17 protein-coding genes are annotated in these 19,946 nt (G+C 70.0%); 6 read left to right on the top strand and 11 right to left on the bottom strand.

Translation table 11 applies throughout. From position 1 onward, the window contains the following. Window positions 1-79: 79 nt before the first annotated feature. The 3 genes from EL493_RS03080 to EL493_RS03070 are packed head-to-tail and all read right to left on the bottom strand — an operon-like array spanning window position 80 to window position 2,180. The gene (locus EL493_RS03080; RefSeq protein WP_022565977.1) at window positions 80-844 is read right to left on the bottom strand and encodes an AIM24 family protein; all 765 of its coding nucleotides are present in this window, start codon (window positions 842-844) and stop codon (window positions 80-82) included. Window positions 845-848: 4 nt separating this feature from the next. After that, window positions 849-1,547 (bottom strand): AIM24 family protein, encoded by a 699-nt coding sequence (locus EL493_RS03075; RefSeq protein WP_019049989.1) that lies wholly within the window; start codon window positions 1,545-1,547, stop codon window positions 849-851. Window positions 1,548-1,556: 9 nt separating this feature from the next. Then, on the bottom strand, window positions 1,557-2,180 hold the full coding sequence (locus EL493_RS03070; protein ID WP_019049988.1) for an AIM24 family protein: 624 nt from the start codon (window positions 2,178-2,180) through the stop codon (window positions 1,557-1,559). Window positions 2,181-2,349: 169 nt separating this feature from the next. Between EL493_RS03070 and EL493_RS03065 the strand changes: the two genes are divergently transcribed. Together EL493_RS03065 and EL493_RS03060 are read left to right on the top strand one after the other, a co-directional pair. Beyond that, window positions 2,350-3,723 (top strand): TerD family protein, encoded by a 1,374-nt coding sequence (locus tag EL493_RS03065; RefSeq protein WP_030201559.1) that lies wholly within the window; start codon window positions 2,350-2,352, stop codon window positions 3,721-3,723. Window positions 3,724-3,733: 10 nt separating this feature from the next. Beyond that, the gene (locus tag EL493_RS03060; RefSeq protein ID WP_019049985.1) at window positions 3,734-5,254 is read left to right on the top strand and encodes a TerD family protein; all 1,521 of its coding nucleotides are present in this window, start codon (window positions 3,734-3,736) and stop codon (window positions 5,252-5,254) included. A gap of 4 nt (window positions 5,255-5,258) precedes the next feature. Here the strand turns inward: EL493_RS03060 and EL493_RS03055 are convergent, their stop codons facing one another. From EL493_RS03055 to EL493_RS03045, 3 genes are all read right to left on the bottom strand, one after another. Next, a complete protein-coding gene (locus EL493_RS03055) occupies window positions 5,259-6,938 on the bottom strand; it encodes a glycosyltransferase family 87 protein (RefSeq protein ID WP_019049984.1) in 1,680 nt (559 codons plus the stop codon). 81 nt (window positions 6,939-7,019) lie between these two features. Beyond that, window positions 7,020-9,242 (bottom strand): transglycosylase domain-containing protein, encoded by a 2,223-nt coding sequence (locus EL493_RS03050; RefSeq protein WP_081722996.1) that lies wholly within the window; start codon window positions 9,240-9,242, stop codon window positions 7,020-7,022. Window positions 9,243-10,050: 808 nt separating this feature from the next. After that, a complete protein-coding gene (locus tag EL493_RS03045; protein WP_030201547.1) occupies window positions 10,051-10,470 on the bottom strand; it encodes a DUF5318 domain-containing protein in 420 nt (139 codons plus the stop codon). Window positions 10,471-10,665: 195 nt separating this feature from the next. Here EL493_RS03045 and EL493_RS03040 point away from each other — a divergent pair, with 195 nt between their 5' ends. From EL493_RS03040 to EL493_RS03025, 4 genes are all read left to right on the top strand, one after another. Then, window positions 10,666-11,664 (top strand): DUF1707 domain-containing protein, encoded by a 999-nt coding sequence (locus EL493_RS03040; RefSeq protein WP_019049981.1) that lies wholly within the window; start codon window positions 10,666-10,668, stop codon window positions 11,662-11,664. 7 nt (window positions 11,665-11,671) lie between these two features. Then, window positions 11,672-12,463 carry a DUF1707 SHOCT-like domain-containing protein gene (locus tag EL493_RS03035; protein ID WP_019049980.1) on the top strand — a complete coding sequence of 264 codons (792 nt, stop codon included), beginning with the start codon at window positions 11,672-11,674 and terminating at the stop codon, window positions 12,461-12,463. A 152-nt stretch (window positions 12,464-12,615) separates the two neighbouring features. Continuing rightward, window positions 12,616-13,173, top strand: coding sequence for a PadR family transcriptional regulator (locus EL493_RS03030; RefSeq protein ID WP_019049979.1), 558 nt, complete (start codon window positions 12,616-12,618; stop codon window positions 13,171-13,173). Then, complete coding sequence (locus EL493_RS03025) at window positions 13,166-14,275, top strand: inositol-3-phosphate synthase (RefSeq protein WP_019049978.1); 1,110 nt, start codon at window positions 13,166-13,168, stop codon at window positions 14,273-14,275. Before EL493_RS03030 ends, EL493_RS03025 begins: the two co-directional genes overlap by 8 nt. 219 nt (window positions 14,276-14,494) lie before the next feature. Here EL493_RS03025 and EL493_RS03020 read toward each other — a convergent pair whose 3' ends face one another. The 5 genes from EL493_RS03020 to EL493_RS03000 form a co-directional block, all read right to left on the bottom strand. After that, window positions 14,495-14,926 (bottom strand): GyrI-like domain-containing protein, encoded by a 432-nt coding sequence (locus EL493_RS03020; RefSeq protein ID WP_019049977.1) that lies wholly within the window; start codon window positions 14,924-14,926, stop codon window positions 14,495-14,497. Between the two features lie 2 nt (window positions 14,927-14,928). Then, window positions 14,929-15,390: a GyrI-like domain-containing protein gene (locus tag EL493_RS03015; protein WP_019049976.1), complete on the bottom strand. Its 462-nt coding sequence runs from the start codon at window positions 15,388-15,390 to the stop codon at window positions 14,929-14,931. Between the two features lie 203 nt (window positions 15,391-15,593). Next, a complete protein-coding gene (locus EL493_RS03010) occupies window positions 15,594-17,912 on the bottom strand; it encodes a transglycosylase domain-containing protein (protein WP_019049975.1) in 2,319 nt (772 codons plus the stop codon). Between the two features lie 129 nt (window positions 17,913-18,041). Beyond that, entirely contained in the window at window positions 18,042-18,929 is an 888-nt protein-coding gene (locus tag EL493_RS03005) for a carbohydrate ABC transporter permease (RefSeq protein ID WP_030201539.1), read from the bottom strand. 11 nt (window positions 18,930-18,940) lie between these two features. Beyond that, entirely contained in the window at window positions 18,941-19,918 is a 978-nt protein-coding gene (locus EL493_RS03000; protein ID WP_019049973.1) for a carbohydrate ABC transporter permease, read from the bottom strand. Between the last annotated feature and the right edge of the window lie 28 nt (window positions 19,919-19,946).

Below are 19,946 nucleotides of genomic sequence, written 5' to 3'. Positions count from 1 at the left end.
GCGTGCCCCACCGTAGCGGTCGGGCGGCACCCGCCGTCCGGTTTTGGCGCGTTCTCGTTTCAGATTTGCTGGGAGATGCTCAGTAGTGGTGCTGCTGGCCCTGCAACTGCTGGGCGATCACGCCCTGGATGCGCTGCAACCCGCCCACGGTGATGCCGCTCTGGAGCTGGCCCTCGATGGTCCGGACGAGCGCCTGGTCGCTCATCACCTTCTCCGAGGACTGGATCAGCACGGTGCCCGCCCCGGTGAAGTCGAACTGGCGCTCCTCGCCGGAGTTGGCGCCCATCCTGGCCGCGCCCGCCGCCAGGAAGCTGCCGATCCAGCCCTGGTCGAAGTGATGGCTGGGCGACGGGCAGTCGGCCCAGCCGACCAGCGCCTCGGGGTCCACCCGCAGCGGCGGCTCGGCGAACATCACGGGGCCGTTGGAGGAGGCCAGGAACTTGCCGGTGCCGATCAGGGTGAGGAACCCGGGCACGATCGACTGCTTGAGCGCCAGACCCGGCTCGAACGCCAGCAGGTTGGCGCCCCGGATGGTGAGGTTGCCGTCCTCGAGGTCGTAGGAGTTGATGTCGTAGCCGCGGTCGCCGATGATCAGCTTGCCGTGGCCCTCGGCCACCACGTAGTCGCCGGCGAACAGCGGCGCCGAGAACTGGCTGCTCACCATGTGCATGAGGTTGCCCTGCAAGCCGTGGGTGAGCATCTGGAACTGGATCTGCCCGTAGTAGGCGATCATCGCGCCCTTGCGCATGAACCAGGGCGCGGTCAGATCGATGCAGTAGGCGTAGCTGTTGCCCGGGATGTTGTCGCTGGCACCGAGATTCATCGGGGAGAAAATCTGGCTCATCGGTTCACAACTTCTCTTCGGAGGCCTGCACGTACACCACACCCTGTCCGTGGCAATGCAGCTGCATCGCCTCGCCCGCGCCGCGGCCGACCGCGTCGCGCCAGCTCATGGCGGCCTTCAGTTCGGTCTGCACGTTGCCGTACGCGGCGACGAAGGCCTGCGGATCCACGACCACCGGATTCGGGCCGCCCACCTGCAGTTCCAGGAAGCCGCCGTGGGCCAGCAGCACGGCCGAGCCCTGACCGCTGAGCTGGGTGGTGAACATGCCCTGACCGGTCGCGACACCGGCGGCCGCGCCGCGCAGCGCGCCCATCAGGCCACCGCCGCCACCACCGCCGCCGGAACTGGCCACCGAGACCACCGAGGCCTGCAGGCCTGCGGTGTTGGCCAGCAGCCGCGAGGCCTCCACGCGCAGCACCGCGCCCGGCTGCATCTGCACCACGTGCACCTCGAGGCCGGCGAATCCGTAATGGACCGAGCCGTTTCCGCGCGCCAGCATGGTGCGCTCGTGCTCGCCGGCCATCATGGCGCCCGCCATCCGCATCAGGCCGCCGCCGCCCATGCCGGGCCCGGCGCCCGGGATCTGGTGCGGCGCGAACGCGACCTGGCCCTGGTAGAACAGCATCGCGCCGGTCCGGGCGACGACGCCGCCCGCCTGCCCGACGTCGACCTTGACGACCTTGCCGTTGACCTTCTCGAACATCGCCGTTCCCTACCGTTCCGCCGGCTGGATCAGCACGACACCCTGGCCGTCCCACCGCAGCGAGAAGGCCTCACCCGCGTCCTGGCCGACCATCGTGCGCCAGGAGACATCGGTGACGAAGGACTGGTTGAGGTTGCCGCGGGCCGCGACGAACGCGTCCGGATCCACGATCAGCGGATACTGCGGCGAGACCTCCAGATGGATCAGCGGGCCACCCGCCGACAGCAGTGCCACCTGGCCCTGCCCGGTGACGGTGGTGGTGAACAGACCGCTGCCGCCGGACATGCCGCCGACCCCGGCGAACCGCACGTCGGTGCGCAGATTGCCCGCGAAGGCCAGCAGCTGCTGCGACTCGACCTGCAATGTCTCGTTGTTCAGGTCGACCACGGTGACGTTCTGGCCGTTCACCGCGAAGAAGACCCGGCCGTTGCCGGTGCATTCCATCAGCGACAGCTTCTCGCCGGTGGCGCGGCGCTTGAGCCCGGCCAGCACGCCCTCACCGCCGCCGAAGCCCGCCGACTTGAACTGCACATTGCCTTCGTAGGCGACCATCGAGCCGGCGATCGCGCGGATACTCGTCCCCGCGAGGTGGGCCTCGATCACCTTCTTCGATTGTTCGAACAGCTGCGCCATGATCCGGCCCTGGAGTCCCCTCTGAACTTCGCGGGCGGATGCCCGATACGTACTGCGTGGTCACCCTAACCGATCGATCGGGCGCGCGCGGAGGCTGCGGAGCGCGGACGCTCGCGCCCGCTTTCTCGTAGAGTGGCAGACGACCGCACCGACAAGCGAAGGGTCGAACTTGTCTGCAACACTCGCCAAGGGCCAGAACGGTCCACTGGCCGTCAGTGACGTGGTGATCTCGCTTCAGCTCACGGCACCCGCGGACCTGTCCGCATTGCTGGTGACCGAGCAGGGCAAGGTCCGCACCGATGCCGACTTCGTCTTCTACAACCAGCCGAGCGGGCCGGGTGTCGACCTGCGCCCCGGCCCCGCGGGACAGCCCGCCTCCCTTGCGGTTTCGCTGCCCGCGGTACCGGCCGACATCGACCAGATCCGGGCGGTCATCACCCTCGACGACGCGACCAGCAATTTCGGCCGCTTCGCCCCGCCCACCGCGATCGTCTCCGACGCCGCGGGCAACCAGCTGTTCGAGTACCGGATCGAGGGGCTGAACTCCGAGTCGATCGTGATCGCGCTCGAGCTCTACCGCCGCCAGGGCAGCTGGAAGGTCCGCGCGGTCGGCCAGGGTTACTCGGGTGGGTTCGCCGCGCTGGTCACCGATCACGGTGTGCAGGTGGACGATTCGCCCGCGCCCGCCGCGGCCGCGCCGCAGCAGGCCCCGCCGCCGCCTCCGCAGGCGCCGCCCGCCTACCCGCAGCAGGCCGCCCCCAGCTACCCGCAGCAGGCCGCGCCCGCGTACGCGCCGCCCGGTGGCGGCTACCCGCCGCCGCCCGGCCCGGCGCAGCAGCCGCCCGCCGCCGGTTACCCGCCGCCGCCCGCGCAGGGCTACCCGGCGCAGCCCGGACCCGGTGGCAGCTACCCGCCGCCCGCGCCGCCGCAGCCGACGGGCGAGGTGAGCCTGAGCAAGGATCGCCCGGTCAGCCTGCAGAAGGGCCAGCGGGTCACGCTGCGCAAGGACGGCGGCACCGCGCTGACCTTCGTGAAGATGGGCCTCGGCTGGGACCCGGTGCGCACCCGTGGCATGTTCGGCAACCGCACCGTCGACATCGACCTCGATGCCTCGGTCTGCATGTTCGCCGACGGCAACCTCGTGGATGTGGCCTACTATGGCCAGCTGTCGTCCAAGGACGGTTCGGTGCGCCACCAGGGCGACAACCTGACCGGCGAGGGCGAGGGCGACGACGAGATGATCCTGGTCGACCTCACCCGGATCCCCGCGCACATCTCCACGCTGCTGTTCATCGTCACCTCCTACAAGGGTCACACCTTCGAGCAGGTGCAGAACGCGTTCTGCCGCCTGATCGACGGCGGCAACAACGCCGAACTGGCCCGCTACACCCTCGCGGGCGGCATGCCGTTCACCGCCATGGCGATGGCCAAGGTGTACCGGGTCGGCGGCGACTGGAAGATGCAGGCGCTGGGCGAGGGCTTCCAGGCCAAGCACCCCGGCGAGGCAGTACCCCAGCTGGGTCGGTTCCTCGGCAAGGACTAGGCACTACATCGTGATTCACCTGAAGGCAGGCCAGAACACCGCGCTGACCGCCGACACCGTGCGCTTCACCGCGCAGACCGCCGGCACCGTCGAACTCGGTGCGCTGGTGGTGGGTACCGACCTGCGGGCCCGCGACGAGCACGATCACGTGTGCGCGTCGCGGCCCGCCACGGCGGGCGTATCCCACACAGGCGGCGCGGTGGACGTCGCGCTGTCCCAGGTGCGCGCCGACGCGCATGCCGTGCTGCTGTTCGTCACCGCCGGGCAGGTGCTCGGCACCGTCACCGCGACGCTGTCCCAGCACGGCACGCCGACAGCGGAATTCGTGATCACCCCGGCTGCCGGGGAGAGCGCGCTGATCTGCTTCGAGGTGTACCGGCGTGACGGCGGCTGGAAGCTGCGCGCGCTGGGCCAGGGCTACGCGGGCGGCGCCGCGCAGCTGCTGCTCGCGCACGGGGTGCCCGCTCCGGCGCCCGCGCAGTCGACCGCGCCGACCGAGACGCTGGAACGGCCGGCCTCGGCACCGGGTGTCCCGCTCGAGGTCGAACACGGGCTGCAGCGCATGTGGATGATCTTCGAGGACGCGGCCCGGTCGGCGGCCGCGTTGGTCTCCGCGCGGGAATACGCCACCACGCGGCTGGATCAGGAACTGTCCGAAGCGGTCTCGAACCCCGCGACCCGCAACACCCCCGCCGCCGACGCCGCCCGAGCCGCCGCCCAGCGCAGGCACGACGAGCTGGTGGCCCTGGCCGACGCCGATCACCGGCGCGACAGCGACCAGCTCGGTCGCGAGATCGCCGAGGCCGATTCGGTGATGCCCGCATCGCTGGCGTCGTGGCTGGCGCCGGCCTGGACGACGAAAGCCGTTCGCAGCGACGGCATCCGGCTCGGCGAGCTCTACGCCCTCGACCGCGGTGCGCTGCGGGTGCCGTATTGCGTTCCGGTGCCGCTGAATCGGCCGCTGTGGGTGGACACCGAGTCCAGCGCCGCGGCGGCCCTGGTGGTGGGCGCGCTGGTGGCCCGGCTCGTCGCGGCCCTGCCGGACAAGCCGACCCGGGTCGACCTGATCGACCTCACCGGTGGTCTGCGCGGGCTCGCCGCGCCGCTCGCGCCGCTGCTGGCGGGCCCGGTGATCGCCGACCACGCCGAGATCGGCGCACGGCTGGGAGAACTCGCGCACGCGGCCGAGCTGGCCGAAATCGCCTACAACAGTGGACAAGCCGTGCCGCCGTCCGAGCACCGGATCCTGGTGGCCGCCGACTTCCCGCACGGCTACCAGCCCGCCGACGTGGTGCGCCTGGGTCAGCTGATGGTGCGCGGCGACCTGATCGGGCTGTCGCTGGTGATCGTCGGCAGCGGGAGCACCGACGCCGGTGACGGGCCGGTCGCGCTGCTGTCGCAGTCGTGCAGGCACCTGCCCACGCTGCCCGGCACCCCGCTGTTCGATCCCTGGACCGGCAACGCCTGGGAGCTCGACCTCGACATGCTGCCCGCCGAACCCGAACTCCAGGCCCGCTACCTGCGGATCTAGCCGGTCACTCCACCATCGCGGCGGGCCGCGAACTGGTGCACGCCGGTCGCGGCCGCAGGAACTGCGGCAGCCACGGCAGCAGCGGGTCGGGGGCGCGGTCGAGGATGCCGCCCGCCGGGTCGTCGACGAAATCGCGGCGGACCAGGTCGTCCTGCGGGCGCACGATCTCGTGCACGATCAGCGCGCACAGCCCGAGGACGGCGAGGTCGCGCAGCACCACCGTGCCGGTGAACCACTGTTCGGGCAGGCCCTTGGCGTCCTCGCCGAGGTAGTAGTACATCCGCGGCACCCATACCAGCGCGTCGATCGTCATCCAGGCCAGCAGGATGCGCCGGTGCGGCAGCGCCAGCACCGCGAGCGGGACCAGCCACAGCGAATACTGCGGGCTCCACACCTTGTTGGTCAGCAGGAAGGCGGCGACGACGAGGAAGCACAGCTGGGCCAGCCGGGGCCGACGGGCGGCGGTGAGCGCGAGATAGGCGATGCCCGCGCAGGCGGCGAGGAACAGCAGCAGCGAGACCGTGTTGAGCACCGTCGGCGGCTGGCCGTGCGCGAGTTCGCCGTCGAATCCGCCCCAGCCGGTGAACGAGGTGATCACGTTGTAGATCGAGTCGGGGTCGGCGTGCCGGGTGGTGTTGAGCCGGAAGAACTCTCGCCAGCCCTCCGGGTACAGCACCGCGATCGGCAGGTTCACCGCGATCCAGGTGCCCGCGGCCGCGACGATGGCCAGGGTGGCGGCGCCGAGCGGGCGCAGCGCGAAAAGGTGTGTCCTGGCCGGGGTTTCCTTGATCCAGGTGCGCACGCCGTCGATGCCGTCGATATCGCGCAGCCGCAGACCGGCGCGCGCGGCGGGGGTGCGCCGCATCGGGTCCGCGCGCAGGCACAGCACCAGGATCGGGCCGAGCAGCAGCAGCGGATACAGTTTGGCCGCGCCGCCGAGGCCGAGCAGGATACCGGCCAGCACCGGCTTGCGACGGGCCCAGGCGAGCAGGCCGGTGGCGGCGAAAGCCGTTGCCAGCGCGTCGAAATTGGTGAACGCGTGCACGATGACCAGCGGGGAGATCGCGATCAGCGCGGCGTCCCAGACCCGCCGCCCGGCTAGTCGCGAGGACGCCCACACGGTGACCAGCCAGCCCATCGCCAGGCCGAGCGCCACGACGTTGAAATACACCACCACCGACAGCGCGCCCGGCACCGGCAGGTGATCCCAGACATTGCCGAGTTGCATCGCCACGTACTGGTACAGGCCCGAGAGCACCGGATACTCCATGTATCTGGTCTCGGTGCCGCCGTCGGGGGTGGACTCGGTCCAGGACTTCTTGTACGGGAACGCGCCCTCGTTGAGCCGCTCCGCGCCGTAGAGCGGGACCGTGTCCGAGTAACACATGGCCACGTACTGGCGGCCGTTGTTCCAGTCGAGCATCAGCCCGCCCGCGCCGTCGCTCGTCTGCTGGATACAGCCGGCCTTGGTCGCCCAGCCGAGCGCCAGGAACACCACGGTGAAGGCGAACAGCACCCGCAGCGGCGTCCAGAACCGGACCCGGCCGATCAGCGCGTGCTCGCCGACCGGACCGCCGATCACCGTCGACAGCTGCGCGGTGAGCGAATCGTTGCGGCTCGGCCGGTCTCGCGCGTCGATCGAACGCAGATCCGGGGCCAGCTGGGCGGGCGCGACGTACTGCATTTCGCGGCCCGGCCGGGTACCACTCGACGCCGGCTGGTCCGCGAGTTGCTGATCCGTCACGACATCCGAGGCTACCGGTGGCTACCGGGATCTGGTCGGTGTGGTTCCCCCACCGCTCTCGCCGTCGGTGTCACCACCGCCGCCACCGGGCCGGGTGGTCCCGCCGTTGCCGTTGCTGTTGCCGTTGCCGGGCGGGGTGCCGTCGGCGGGCGCGGTCGGCTGACCCGGCAGCGGCCCGGCGGGGGTCTCCTGCGTCTGCTGCGAGGGCTGCTGACCCTGCGGCTGCTGCACACCGGGCACCGGAATCCGGATGCCGGGCAGGATCTCGACCTGCGAGGGCACGATCACCGGCGGCGCGATCGTCGGCGCGGTGGTGGAGGGAGCCGTGTACGGCGCCGACCACTCCGGCACGCCCGCCTGGCCCTTGATCGGCGCGGGCTTGGGGAACGACTCGTTCGGCGTGCCCGACAGCGCGCCGTCCATCGTCGCCTTCCAGATGTCGGAGGGCAGCCCGGAACCGTAGATGCTGCCGCCGCCGTAGTTGCGCAGCGGGTCGCCCTGCTCGGTGCCGACCCAGACCGCGGTCGACAGCGACGGGGTGTAGCCGACCATCCAGGCGTCGCGGTTGTTGCCGGTGTCGCCGAGCTGGTGGGTACCGGTCTTGGCCGCCGACTCGCGTCCGCCGGCCAGGTTGTGGTTGCGCGAGTAGGCCGCGATCGGCTTCATGGCGGCGGTGACGTTGTCGGCCACGGCCGCGCTCACCCGCTGCTCACCGGCGGGCTCGCCGCGGTCGAGCAGGACCTGGCCGTCGGCGGTGACGACCCGCTGCACGAAGTGCGGCGCGTGGTACATGCCGGAGGCGGCCAGCGTGGCGTAGGCCGAGGCCATGTCCAGCGGACGCGACTGGTACTGGCCCAGGATCACGCCGTTGTTCGGGCCCGCGCCGTTGGGCTCGGTGAGGGTCTTGCCGATGCCGGGCAGTTCCTCGGGGATACCGAGCTTGTGGCCCATGTCGGCGACCTTCTGCGGGCCGTTCTGCATGTCCAGCTGCATGCGGTAGAAGCTGGTGTTCAGCGAGCGCTTGAGCGCCTCGGCGATGGTGCACATGCCGCAGGACTCGCCCTCGACGTTGCCGATCTTGATGCCGTTGACGGTGATCGGCGAGCTGTCGTACAGCTGCGAGAGCGGGATGCCCAGCTCGAGGTTGGCGGCCAGACCGATCACCTTGAACGAGGAGCCCGTGGGCAGCCCGGCGTTGGCGAAGTCGAAGCCCTGGCCGTCCTCGCCGCCGTAGTAGGCGCGCACCGCGCCGCTGCGCGGGTCGATCGAGACGACCGCGGTGCGCAGGTTCTCCGGCTCGCCCTGCAGCTTGGACTGGGCGGCGTTGACCGCGGCGTCCTGCGCCTTCGGGTCGATCGTGGTGGTGATCTGCAGACCGGCCGTGTTCAGCTGCTGCTCGCTGATGCCCGCGGTGGACAGCTCCTTGAGCACCTGGTTCTTGATCAGGCCCTCGGGGCCGGCGTCCAGGCTCTTGTCGCCCAGCGAGGCGACCGGGACGACCTGCGGGTACTGCATCGACTGACGTTCGGTGGCGGGCAGGTTGTTGCCGCTGACCATGCCGTCGAGCACGTAGTTCCAGCGGGTCTTGGCGCCCTCGGGGTTCTTCTCCGGGTCCAGCATCGAGGGCAGCTGGATCGTCGCGGCGAGGACGGCGCCCTCGGCGACGGTCAGCTCCTGTACCGGCTTGCCGAAGTACGCCTTGGCCGCGGCGTCGATGCCGTAGGCGCCACGACCGAAGTAGATCGTGTTCAGGTACGCGGCGAGGATGTCCTCCTTGCTCCACTGGCGGGCCATCTTGGCCGAGATCACCAGCTCGTGCATCTTGCGCTGCATCGAGCGCTCGTCACCGACCAGCGCGTTCTTCACGTACTGCTGGGTGATGGTGGAGCCACCACCGGCGCTTTCCTTGCCGAGCACGTTGTCGCGCGCGGCCCGGGCGAAGCCGGACACCGAGAAGCCGGGGTTGGTGTAGAAGTCACGGTCCTCGGCGGCGATCACGGCGTTGCGCACGTGCGGCGGGATCTGGTCGATCGAGACCTCGGTGCGGTTGCCCTCCGGCGGGACCACCTTGCTCAGCACGGTGGAACCGTCGTTGGCGTAGATCATCGCGACCTGGTTGGTCTGCAGATCGCCCGGCTTGGGCACCGAGACCGCCGTGTAGGCGACCAGGAACACCGCGCTGGGTACGACGATGGCCAATGCCATCAGCACGTACATGGTCCGGCGAATCGCCCGCCACGGCATCTTCCTCACCGAACCACCCTTACCGGAGCCGTCGTCACCGCCGCCACCGTCGCGGCGGTTGCGCGGCCCGGTGGGCGGGGGAGTACCGCCTGCGCCGGTGGCCCTGCGCTCGCCGGTGGTGGGGCCGCCGGGACGGCGGCCCGCGCCGGGGCGGGCGACCGCGGCCGCACCGCCGGTCCTGGGCCGGTTCGGGTCGTCCTGGCCGCCACGGACGGGCCGGGCGGCGTCGGGGTGCGCGGCCCGCACGGTCGAATCCTGACCGGGGCGCGGCAGTTTCTGGGTGGCGTTGGCGCCGGCGGGAGCGGGCGCGGGCCGGTTCGGCTGACCCGGCCTGCCCTGCGGCGGCCTGCCCTGGCCGGGCGCACCGGGTCCGCCCTGCGGGCCACCGGGGCGCTGCTGCGGCGGCGGGCCCTGCCTGCGCGGCGGCATGCCGCCGCCCGGCGGCGGACCCTGCCGGTTCGGCGGCGGGCCGCCCTGCGGACCACGGCCACCCGGCACCGGCCCACGTCCGCCCTGCGGGCCGGGACCGCCGGGCGGCATCGGCCGACGCGGGGGCTGACCCGGCCGGTCACCGGACTGCGGGGGGAGACCCGATTGTGCGCCCCGCGCGGGGCGGCCGCCGTTGCGATCATCACCGTAGGGGGAGGGCTCGTAGGGCGAACTCACTGACCAGATCTCCATAACTCGTAAGGTTCAACCGGCACACGACATCCGCGCCGGAGAACCGGCGCGGATTCCATGCACCCCGAACAGCGGGGCATCACGCGGGGGCCACCTCCGCCCGGCGGCCCGTCACCCGGCCGCCCCATCACTCGGCGGCAGAGCGCCGCCCCGCTCGCGAACTCGTCCGGCGCCGGGTCGGCGCGGGCGCCGAGCCGAGCACATACGACTGGACCAGGTGGTTCCAGCTGCACGAGCGGCAGACCTCGACGACATGCACCGAGAATTCCTCGCTCGACTCCGCCATCCGGATCAGCTCCTCGGGCGTCCGCGCCGACCCGGCCGCCTGGCCGAGTCCGTCGCCGTACACCCAAGACACCAAGGTCAGCTGCTCTTTCCGGCAGATCGGGCAGGTCACCTCGCTGCCCCGGCCATGGAACTTGGCGGCCCGGAGCAGGTACGGATTCGCGTCGCACACCTCGGCGACGCCGACCCGGCCCGCGTAGACGTCAGCCAGCAGCGACCTGCGCCGGAGCGCATAGTCGACCACCTGCCGCTGAATTCGCACGATCACCAGAGTAGCCGGGATTGATTTGCGGTGCCGGTGGCACCGCGTCTTCGGTGCTCTCGCCGTAAACTCCCGATACCGGGGTCGGCCCGGGTATTTCCGCAGGTGAGGCGTGCCAGAACGATGGCTGATTCCGGGCAGGCTCGCAGAGCCGCCGATTCCGTGACGAGGGCGCGTGATATCGATCGCGCACAGGTGTCGACCGTGCTTGACGCGGCCTACGCCGAGGGCCAGCTCGGGGCGGACGAGTACCACGACAGAGCCGCGGCGGCGGACACCGCGCGAACACTGGGTGAGCTGGAACGCCTGACCGCGGACCTGCAATCACCAGCGGTTTTCGGGGAACCGGCGCCTGCAGAGCGAAAGCGTCTCGGCCGCAGGCACGCCGGTGCGTACCCACCCCGGACCCGGGCTCGCGACGCCGATCGCGCCCGCACCGTGGCGGCCCTCGACGCCGCCCGCGCCGACGGCCAGCTCGACGCCGAGGAACACACGGCCTACGCCGAACTGGCCGAGCAGGCACGCACTCTCGGAGACTTGTCCACCCTGGTTGCCGAGTTGCAGCAGCGGCCGACGCCGCCGACGAAACCGAAGGCCCGCAACACCTTCCGCATCGCCACCGTCGCGGCGGCGGTCGTGGTGGCGATCGGTGGCTTCGTGTGGACGGTCCGCGACGACAAACCGTCGCCGGCGGCGCGCCGAGCCGCCGCGGTCAACTACAACGCGGCCGCGCCCCTGGTGATCCAGACACCGAAACTGACCACCCAGGTCGGCTTCGTCCAGTTCCGCGACGACTTCCGCACCAAGTTCGGCGACACCCGCGTCGACGAGGCGGTCCTGCACGACGAGCACGCCTCGGCGGTGCGCCGCGCGGCCCCCGATGCCGACTGGACCGCCGACTGGACCTACCGCGGCGGCTTCGACCGCTCCGCGCAGGTCAGCACCCGCAAACGCGAGACCGTCGAGATCGACCTCGCGCAGATAAACGCCGACGCGCTCGGCGCCGCCCTGACGACCGCGGCGGCCACGCTGCTGGTGCGCGACGGCGTGGTCACCCACTTCCGGATCGCGAACGACAGCTGGGTCGGCAGGCCCGCCATCACGATCTTCGTGCGCAACGAGGTCGCCCAGTCGGGGCACATGACCCTGGCGCTCACGGGCGAAGTGCTGCAGACCTACCCGTACAAAGGATGACCCGGCGATGAAGACCCCGTCCCCCGCGAAGAACCTGCGGGCTCGCGACGCCGACCGCGCCGACGTGTGCGCGCTGCTCGACGCGGCCCTGGCCGACGGCCAGCTCACCGAACGCGAGCACGGCAAACGAACCGCGACAGCCATGCGGGCCGAGACCTTCGGCGCGCTCGACCGCCTCGTCGACGACCTGCAGATCCCCGGCGATCTCGCCGCCACCCCGGTCGCCCGCGGCATCCCGCGGATGCCACGCCGCTGGTGGATCCCGGCCGGCGCGATCGTGCTCGCGGGTCTGCTCGGCGCGGGCGCGGGCCTGCTCGGCCGCACCGTCGGCGACGCGGTGCTCGGCGATCCGCTGCCCGACCTCACCACCGGCAACGGTTTCGCGTACTTCCTCGAGGACTACCGCGCGAAATACGGTTCGACCGAGGTCGACGAGGTGACCCTCTACCCGGACTACGTCGTCGTCGAACGCAAGTCCGACAAGCCCGGCAAGCAGGACGACCAGATCTATCGCGGATCGTTCAAGGCGTGGGGTTCGCAGGGCTCGCGCACCCCGGACACCAAGTCCTTCGACCTCGCCGCCGTCGACATCGCCCGCTACGCCCGCCTGATGTCCGGCGCCCCGGTGACCACGAAGGTGCCCGGCGGCTGGGTCTCGCACGTGATTATGCGCTTCCCGCCGGGCGGCAACAAGGACGCGCAGCCCGAGATCAGCATCTACGTGAAGAACGAGGCCGAACTCAGCGGATATCTGAAGATCCGGCTCGACGGAGAACCCGTCGCGGTCTACCCCGCCTGACCCCTGACCTGGCCGTCTCACCAGCCATGACGCAGTGATGTGCGTCATTCGGCTATGCCTTGTTATATCGCTCCGATATACTTTGAAGTCGCATCCATCGGTTAGGTCCGTTCGGCCTGTCGGGTCGACATAGTCAGGGAGTGAGGTCGGCAGTGCTCGAATTGGCGATCCTCGGCCTGCTCCTGGACACGCCCATGCACGGTTACGAGCTGCGTAAGCGGCTGACGGGCCTGCTCGGGGCGTTCCGGGCCTTCTCCTACGGTTCGCTCTACCCGACGCTGCGCCGGATGCAGACCGACGGGTTGATCGCCGAGGAGATTCCGGAGGGCGCGACCGCGCGCCGAGCGCGCCGCGTCTACCGGCTGACACCGGTCGGCCGGGAACGGTTCAACGAACTCCTCGCCGACACCGGTCCGCAGAACTACACCGATGACGGCTTCGGTGTTCACCTGGCCTTCTTCGGCCGCACCCCCGCCGAGGCGAGGATGCGCATCCTGGAGGGCAGGCGACGCCAGGTCGAGGAGCGCCGAGAGGGGCTGCGGGAAGCGATCAAGAAGGCCAGCGGCTCGCTGGATCGCTACACCCGCCAGCTCCACCAGCTCGGATTGGAATCAAGCGAGCGCGAAGTGCGCTGGCTCAACGAGTTGATTGCGGCGGAGCAATCGACGAAGGCGGCACCACAGAAAGAGGGAAAGAGCGGCCATGAGTGATGTCAACAAGGTTGGGTCCGGCGAAGTTCGCGTCGCGATCGTCGGTGTGGGCAACTGCGCATCGTCGCTGGTGCAGGGCGTGCAGTACTACAAGGATGCCGACGAGAACGCTTCGGTTCCCGGCCTCATGCACGTCAAGTTCGGTCCCTACCACGTCAAGGACGTGAAGTTCGTGGCCGCGTTCGACGTCGACGCCAAGAAGGTCGGCTTCGACCTGGCCGAGGCGATCTTCGCCAGCGAGAACAACACCATCAAGATCTCCGACGTGCCGCCCAGCGACGTGACGGTCCAGCGTGGCCCGACCCTCGACGGCATCGGCAAGTACTACGCGCTGACCATCGAGGAGTCCGAGGCTCCCGCGGTCGACGTCGTGAAGGCCCTGAAGGACGCGAAGGTCGACGTCCTGGTGTCCTACCTGCCCGTCGGCTCGGAAGAGGCCGACAAGTTCTACGCGCAGTGCGCCATCGACGCCGGCGTGGCCTTTGTCAACGCGCTGCCGGTCTTCATCGCCTCCGACCCGGTCTGGGCGCAGAAGTTCGTCGACGCGGGCGTCCCGATCGTCGGTGACGACATCAAGTCCCAGGTCGGCGCGACCATCACCCACCGCGTGATGGCCAAGCTGTTCGAGGACCGCGGCGTGGTGCTCGACCGCACCTACCAGCTCAACGTCGGCGGCAACATGGACTTCAAGAACATGCTCGAGCGCGAGCGCCTGGAGTCCAAGAAGGTCTCCAAGACCCAGGCCGTCACCTCCAACCTCAACGGTCCGCTCTCGGGCAAGGTGCACGACCGCAACGTGCACATCGGCCCCTCGGACTACGTCGAGTGGCTCGACGACCGCAAGTGGGCCTACGTCCGCCTCGAGGGTCGCGCCTTCGGTGACGTGCCGCTGAACCTGGAGTACAAGCTCGAGGTGTGGGACTCGCCGAACTCGGCGGGCATCATCATCGACGCCGTGCGCGCCGCCAAGATCGCCAAGGACCGCGGCATCGGCGGACCCGTCATCCCGGCATCTGCCTACCTGATGAAGTCCCCGCCGGAGCAGATCGCCGACGACGTCGCGCGTTCGCAGCTGGAAGCCTTCATCATCGGCGCGGAGTAGTTGGAGCGCTGGCGCGCTCGAGTCGCGGCCCCTCCTGTCCCGCCGATCAGGCACCGTGGCTTGCTCCTTCGTCGCCTGCGCCACGGCACCTGATCGGCGGGACGGCCGCGACGCCGCTGCGCGGCGGACCCTCCTCGAGGTCGGGTCGTGGCTGGTTGCGCTAGGAAGAAGGCCGGGCTGCACGGTGTTTCCGTGTGGCCCGGCCTTCGTCGTCAGATCTCAATCGAGCGAGACGTAGACCTCCACGCTGGTCGGGCCCGTGTAGCGCTCCAGTTCGGCGGTGTGCGAACGGGTGATGGTGCCCGCGTTCTCGGCCTTGATCACCTGGGCCCAGGCCGTGCGTAGCAGGTCGTAGGGTTTGTCCGAAACGACGAACTTGGCGTAGCGGCCGGCCGGGATGCGGGTGAGCACATCGCCGTCGTCCACGTCGTCGAGGCCGTCGACCTCGTAGCCGAGCACCGCGACGGCGTGGTCGTTCTGGCCGATGTAGGCGGCGGCGCGCGGCACCGTCTTCTCGCGGGACAGGTAGCGGTCCCAGGTGAAGTTCACCAGGTCCAGATCGCGCGCGGTCACCTCGCGACCGGCCAGCGGCACGGTGAGACCGGCGATCAGCCCGTCGTCGAGCGTGACGATCTCGAAATCGACAGCCATGGCTACTCGCCCCCCTGCTCGTCGGCCAGCGACACGAAGATCTCCACCGTGCGCTCGTCCGGATACTGCTCGTAGTCGCCCGCGTAGGCGCGCTCGAACTCGCCCGCGGCCTCGGCGTCCCAGATCCGGCGCCACGTCGCGACGATGGTGTCGCCGCGGTTCTCGCCGGTGGCGGTGAAGCGGGCGTAGCGGCCCGCCGGGATGCGGGCCAGCACGTCGCCCACCTGCAGATCGGCGACGGTCTTGCACTCGTAGCCGACGATATGGGTCAGGTAGGAGTTGATCTCGGTCGCGAAATCCACGTACCCCGTCGCGATCGGCCCCGGTAACTGCGGTCTCGCCAGCAGGTGCTGCCACGCCTCCACCACCTTGGCGCGGCGTGGCCCCTCCACGGCGAGCGCCGGACTGCGGAGCACCGTGCCCGCGATCAGCGTCTCGGGACGGTCAACGACATTGAAATCCACCTGCGTAGCCCCTATGTCTAGTCTCGTCGTCGCTCGAGCGCATATCTTCCCGCATCGATATGACAGGTTTGGCGCCGGGATCGTTCGACGCGCTGTGGCGTCGCGGCAAACCGGCGGTGCCGACTGGTCGGGCTGGTTCGCGCTCTGGTCCACGATGTTGCCATGTCCGCGGGGGTGTGTGGTCCGGGTGGCCAATCCGTGATCTACCGCCCACCGTCACCGCCGAGGCCGGGGAACAATTCCCCGGGCGTGGCCGGGCGCGGCGCGGGCGGGATGATGATCACCGGCGCTGGATTGCGCGGCGGTGTGGTCGGCGTCGGCGGGGTGATGAGCTCCGGCGCCGGACCGCGCGGCGCGTTCGTCGGCGGGTTGAGGATGTCGTAGGGGCTGTTGCCGCCCCCGCCCGGCGCCGCCGGTTTCGGCGCGGGCACCGGTGCGGGGCCGCCGAGCGCCGGCGTGGGGAACTGCTCGATCGGCGTGCCCGCCAGCGCGGTGTCCATCACCTGCTTCCAGATGTCCGACGGCAGGCCCGAGCCCCAGATCGCGCCGCCGCGGCCGCTGCGCAATGGCTGCGGCTGCTCGGTGCCCACCCACACCGCTGTCGACAGCGACGGGGTGTAGCCGATCATCCAGGCGTCCTTGTTGTCCTTGGTCTCGCCCAGCTGCGTGGTGCCGGTCTTGGCGGCCGATGGCCTGCCCTCGGCCAGGCCGTGCCCGTTGGAGTAGTTGGCGATCGGCGTCATCGCCTGCGTGGTGGCGTCGGCTATGCCGGCGGTGATCCGCTGCTCGGGTTCCGGAAGTTGTCTGCCCACCCGGGTTTCCGGTGGGCCGCGGTCGATCAGCACCCGGCCGTCGCCGGTGGTCACCCGCTGCACGAAGTAGGGCTGGTGATAGACGCCCGAGGCGGCCAGGGTGGCGTAGGCCGAAGCCATGTCCAGCGGACGTACCAGGTACTGCCCGAGCACGATCCCGTTGAGCGGGGGTTCGCCCGCCTCGGTGAGGGTTTCGGCGTCGAGACCCGGAATCCGTTCGGGGATACCGGCCAGGTGCGCGGCCTCGGCGATCGAGCGAGGACCGTCGGCCATGGTCATGGTCAGGCGGTAGAAGCTGGTGTTGAGCGAGCGTTTCAGCGCCTCGGTGAGCGCGCAGCGACCGCAGGAGTCGCCGTCGGCGTTGGTGATCGTGGTGCCGCGGTCGACGATGGGCGAACTGTCGATCGCCCGCGTCGTCGGAATGCCCTGCTGCTGTGCGGCGACGAGCGCGAACACCTTGAAGGCCGACCCGGTCTGCAACGGCGCCTGGGCGAAATCGAAACCGGTGCCGTCCTCGCCGCCGTAGTAGGCGCGCACCGCCCCGCTGCGCGGATCGATCGACACCACCGCCGCGCGGAGCTCGGGTGGCTGCCATTCCAGTCGCTTGCGCACGGTGTCGACCGCGCCCGCCTGGGCGACGGGGTCGATGGTCGTGGTGATCTGCAGTGCGCCGGTGTTGATGTCGGCGTCGGTCAGGCCCGCGGCGCGCAGTTCGCGCATCACCTGGGTGCGGATGTGGCCCTCCGGGCCGAGCGCGACCGGTTCGGTCGGGATGTCGGGCAGCGGGATGATCTCCGGGAACACCGTCGCGTCGCGGTCGCCGGGGGCGAGGACCCGCATCTCGATCATGCCGTCGAGCACGTACTGCCAGCGCGCTTTCAGCTGATCCAGATGGTCTTCCGGGGTGAGCACCGAGGGCGAGCGGATCACCGCGGCGAGCACGGCGCCCTCGGCCAGGGTCAGTTCCGGCACCGGCTTGTCGAAGTAGGCCTTGGCCGCCGCCGCGATGCCGTACGCCCCGCGCCCGTAGTAGATGGTGTTGAGGTAGGCGGCCAGGATCTCGTCCTTGCTCCACTGCCGCGCCATCTTCGCCGCGATGATCAGTTCGCGCATCTTGCGGGTGACGGTGCGCTCGGAGCTGAGGAAGGCGTTCTTCACGTACTGCTGGGTGATCGTCGAGCCGCCACCCGCGTTGTCGTTGCCGAGGACGTTGTCGCGGGCGGCCCGCAGAAACCCGCTCGTCGAGTACCCGGGGTTGGTGTAGAAGTTGCGGTCCTCGGCGGCGAGCACGGCGTCGCGCACCGGCAGCGGCACCTCCGAGAGCGGTATCGGGATCCGATTGCCCTGCGGCGGAATGAATTTCGTGAGCACCGTGGTGCCGTCGGCGGCCAGGACGGTCGCGGGCTGTTCCACCGCGACCTCGGCGGGTTCGGGAATCTCCGAACTCCAGTAGATGGCGAAGAACAGCAGTGCGGGCACACACACGAAGATCACGAACAGCGCCAGGATCAGCCTGCGGATCTTCTGCGCCCTGGTGCGCGGCCGCCGGGGTTCGTCACCGTCGCCTGCCAGCCGCGCGGCCTGCGCCCGCCGTGCGGCGCCCTTACGCGGTGGCTCATCGCGGCCGAGCGGATCCTTGAATCCGGCGATCGAGGAATACGGCGCCTTCGCATCGGAACGCCTGCGCCCGCCCTCGGAGGCCACGACCATCTCCTTCCGGAACGACGGAAGAACTCACCTGCACCGACGTGCACATCGATACGGTGACTCTACCCGGCGCGGCCCGCCGAACCCGGGAGGAGCGCGTGGGGGCGGCGAACGCGCCGCCCCGCGACGCGATCAGCTCTTCACGCCACCGGCGGTCAGACCGGAGATGATGCGGCGCTGGAACACCAGCACCATGATGACCAGCGGCACCGTCACGATCACACCGGCCGCCATGATCGCCGCGTACGGCTGCACCAGCGGGTCGTTGCCGGAGAACTGGGCGATGGCCACGGTCACCGGCCGGGTCTTCTCGCCCGACAGCAGCCGGGCCAGCAGGTACTCGTTGATCGAGGCGATGAACGCCAGGATCGCGGTGGTGAACACCGCGGGCGCCGCCAGCGGCAGCATGATCAGCCGGAACGCCTGGAACTTGGTCGCGCCGTCGATCCGCGCGGCTTCCTCCAGCTCCCAGGGCAGTTCGGCGAAGAACGACGCCAGGATGTACACCGTCATCGGCAGCACGAAGGAGATGTTCGGGATGATCATCGCCTGGTATTCGCCGATCCAGCCCAGGTCGGTGAACAGCTGGAACAGCGGGGTCACCAGCACGACCGCGGGGAACATCGAGGCCGACAGGATCAGCCCCGACACCAGGTACTTGCCCGCGAACGCCATCCGGGCCAGCGCGTACGCGGCCAGCACGCCGAGCGCTAGCGCGATCGCGGTGGTGGCCGAGCCGATGATGACGCTGTTGAGCAGCGCCTGGCCGAAGTTGTTGCCCCGGCTGGTGTCGAAGGCGTTGCGGAAGTTGTCCAGCGTCACGTGGGTGGGCCACGGGGTGCTGTCGAAGGTGTAGGCCTGGTCGCGGAACGCCACGACGGTCATCCAGTAGAACGGCCCGAGGCCCCACACCAGCACGATCAGCACGCCGAGGTACATCCGCGCGGTGCCGAGCCGCTTGCGCAGCGACACCGGCTGCACGGGCGCCTCCGGACGCTGCGCCGGTGCCTCTTTCGTCATCGAGATGCTCATCAGTTCGCCTTCCGCTGTTCTTCCTGCGTGCGAACGGCGTTGGCGCCCAGCACCTTCACCAGGACGAACGCGATCGCGAAGACGAGCAGGAAGGTGATCGTCGAGAGCGCGGCAGCACTGTTGGGGCCCTGGCGCACCTGCTCGACCACCAGGATCGACAGGGTGCTGGTGGCCGGGTTGGCGCCGGTCATGATGGCGGGCAGGTCGTACATGCGCAGCGCGTCCATGGTGCGGAACAGCACCGCGACCAGCAGCGCCGGCTTGAGCAGCGGCAGCGTGATGTGCACGAACCGCTGCCAGGCCGAGGCGCCGTCGACCTTGGCGGCCTCGTACACGTCGGCCGGGATCACCTGCAGGCCGGCCAGGATGAGCAACGCCATGAACGGCGTGGTCTTCCAGACGTCGGCGATGATCACCGCGAACCGCGAGGCCCACACCTCGGAGGTCCACAGGATGTGGGTGCCGAGCACCCGGTTCACCACGCCGTCGTACTGGAACATGAACTCCCACAGCCGCGCGGTGACCGCGGTGGGGATGGCCCACGGGATCAGCACGGCGGCGCGCAGCAGGGCGCGACCACGGAAGGTCTTGCCCATCACCATCGCCATGCCGAGGCCGAGGACCGCTTCCAGCGTCACCGTCACGACGGTGAAGAACAGCGTGACCCCGACCGCGGCCCAGAACTGGGAGCCGAGCGTGCCGGTGGGGCACGAGACCGTGCCCATCAGCGAATTGCACTGCTGCAGCAGCCAGTGCGTGTAGTTGCTCAGCCCGGCGCTGCCGCCCTCGACGAACATGCCGGTGGCCGGGTCGATCCCGGAGTCCTTCTGGAAGGACATGACGATCGCCTGGACCACCGGATATCCGATGACCACGGCCAGCGCGACGAGCACGGGCGTGACGAACAGCCACGCCTTGCCGGATCGTCGCAGTTCCAGCGCTAGCCCGCGCTGCTTGGCTCCCGAAGGATCCGACACCGTTACTACTCTCCTACGGTCTGGTCGG

Source organism: Nocardia asteroides (genome assembly GCF_900637185.1).
Classification (GTDB): domain Bacteria; phylum Actinomycetota; class Actinomycetes; order Mycobacteriales; family Mycobacteriaceae; genus Nocardia; species Nocardia asteroides.
The sequence above is the reverse complement of the archived record's forward strand: the minus strand, read 5'-3'. Positions and strand labels throughout refer to the sequence as shown.

Excerpts from the sequence above, each read along its gene's own strand:
- EL493_RS03080 (WP_022565977.1), bottom strand. The coding sequence starts at position 844 with ATGAGCCAGATTTTCTCCCCGATGAATCTCGGTGCCAGCGACAACATC.
- EL493_RS03020 (WP_019049977.1), bottom strand. The coding sequence starts at position 14,926 with ATGGCTGTCGATTTCGAGATCGTCACGCTCGACGACGGGCTGATCGCC.
- EL493_RS03035 (WP_019049980.1), top strand. The coding sequence starts at position 11,672 with ATGAAGACCCCGTCCCCCGCGAAGAACCTGCGGGCTCGCGACGCCGAC.
- EL493_RS03025 (WP_019049978.1), top strand. The coding sequence starts at position 13,166 with ATGAGTGATGTCAACAAGGTTGGGTCCGGCGAAGTTCGCGTCGCGATC.
- EL493_RS03005 (WP_030201539.1), bottom strand. The coding sequence starts at position 18,929 with ATGACGAAAGAGGCACCGGCGCAGCGTCCGGAGGCGCCCGTGCAGCCG.
- EL493_RS03075 (WP_019049989.1), bottom strand. The coding sequence starts at position 1,547 with ATGTTCGAGAAGGTCAACGGCAAGGTCGTCAAGGTCGACGTCGGGCAG.
- EL493_RS03050 (WP_081722996.1), bottom strand. The coding sequence starts at position 9,242 with ATGCCGTGGCGGGCGATTCGCCGGACCATGTACGTGCTGATGGCATTG.
- EL493_RS03055 (WP_019049984.1), bottom strand. The coding sequence starts at position 6,938 with ATGCAGTACGTCGCGCCCGCCCAGCTGGCCCCGGATCTGCGTTCGATC.
- EL493_RS03070 (WP_019049988.1), bottom strand. The coding sequence starts at position 2,180 with ATGGCGCAGCTGTTCGAACAATCGAAGAAGGTGATCGAGGCCCACCTC.
- EL493_RS03010 (WP_019049975.1), bottom strand. The coding sequence starts at position 17,912 with ATGGTCGTGGCCTCCGAGGGCGGGCGCAGGCGTTCCGATGCGAAGGCG.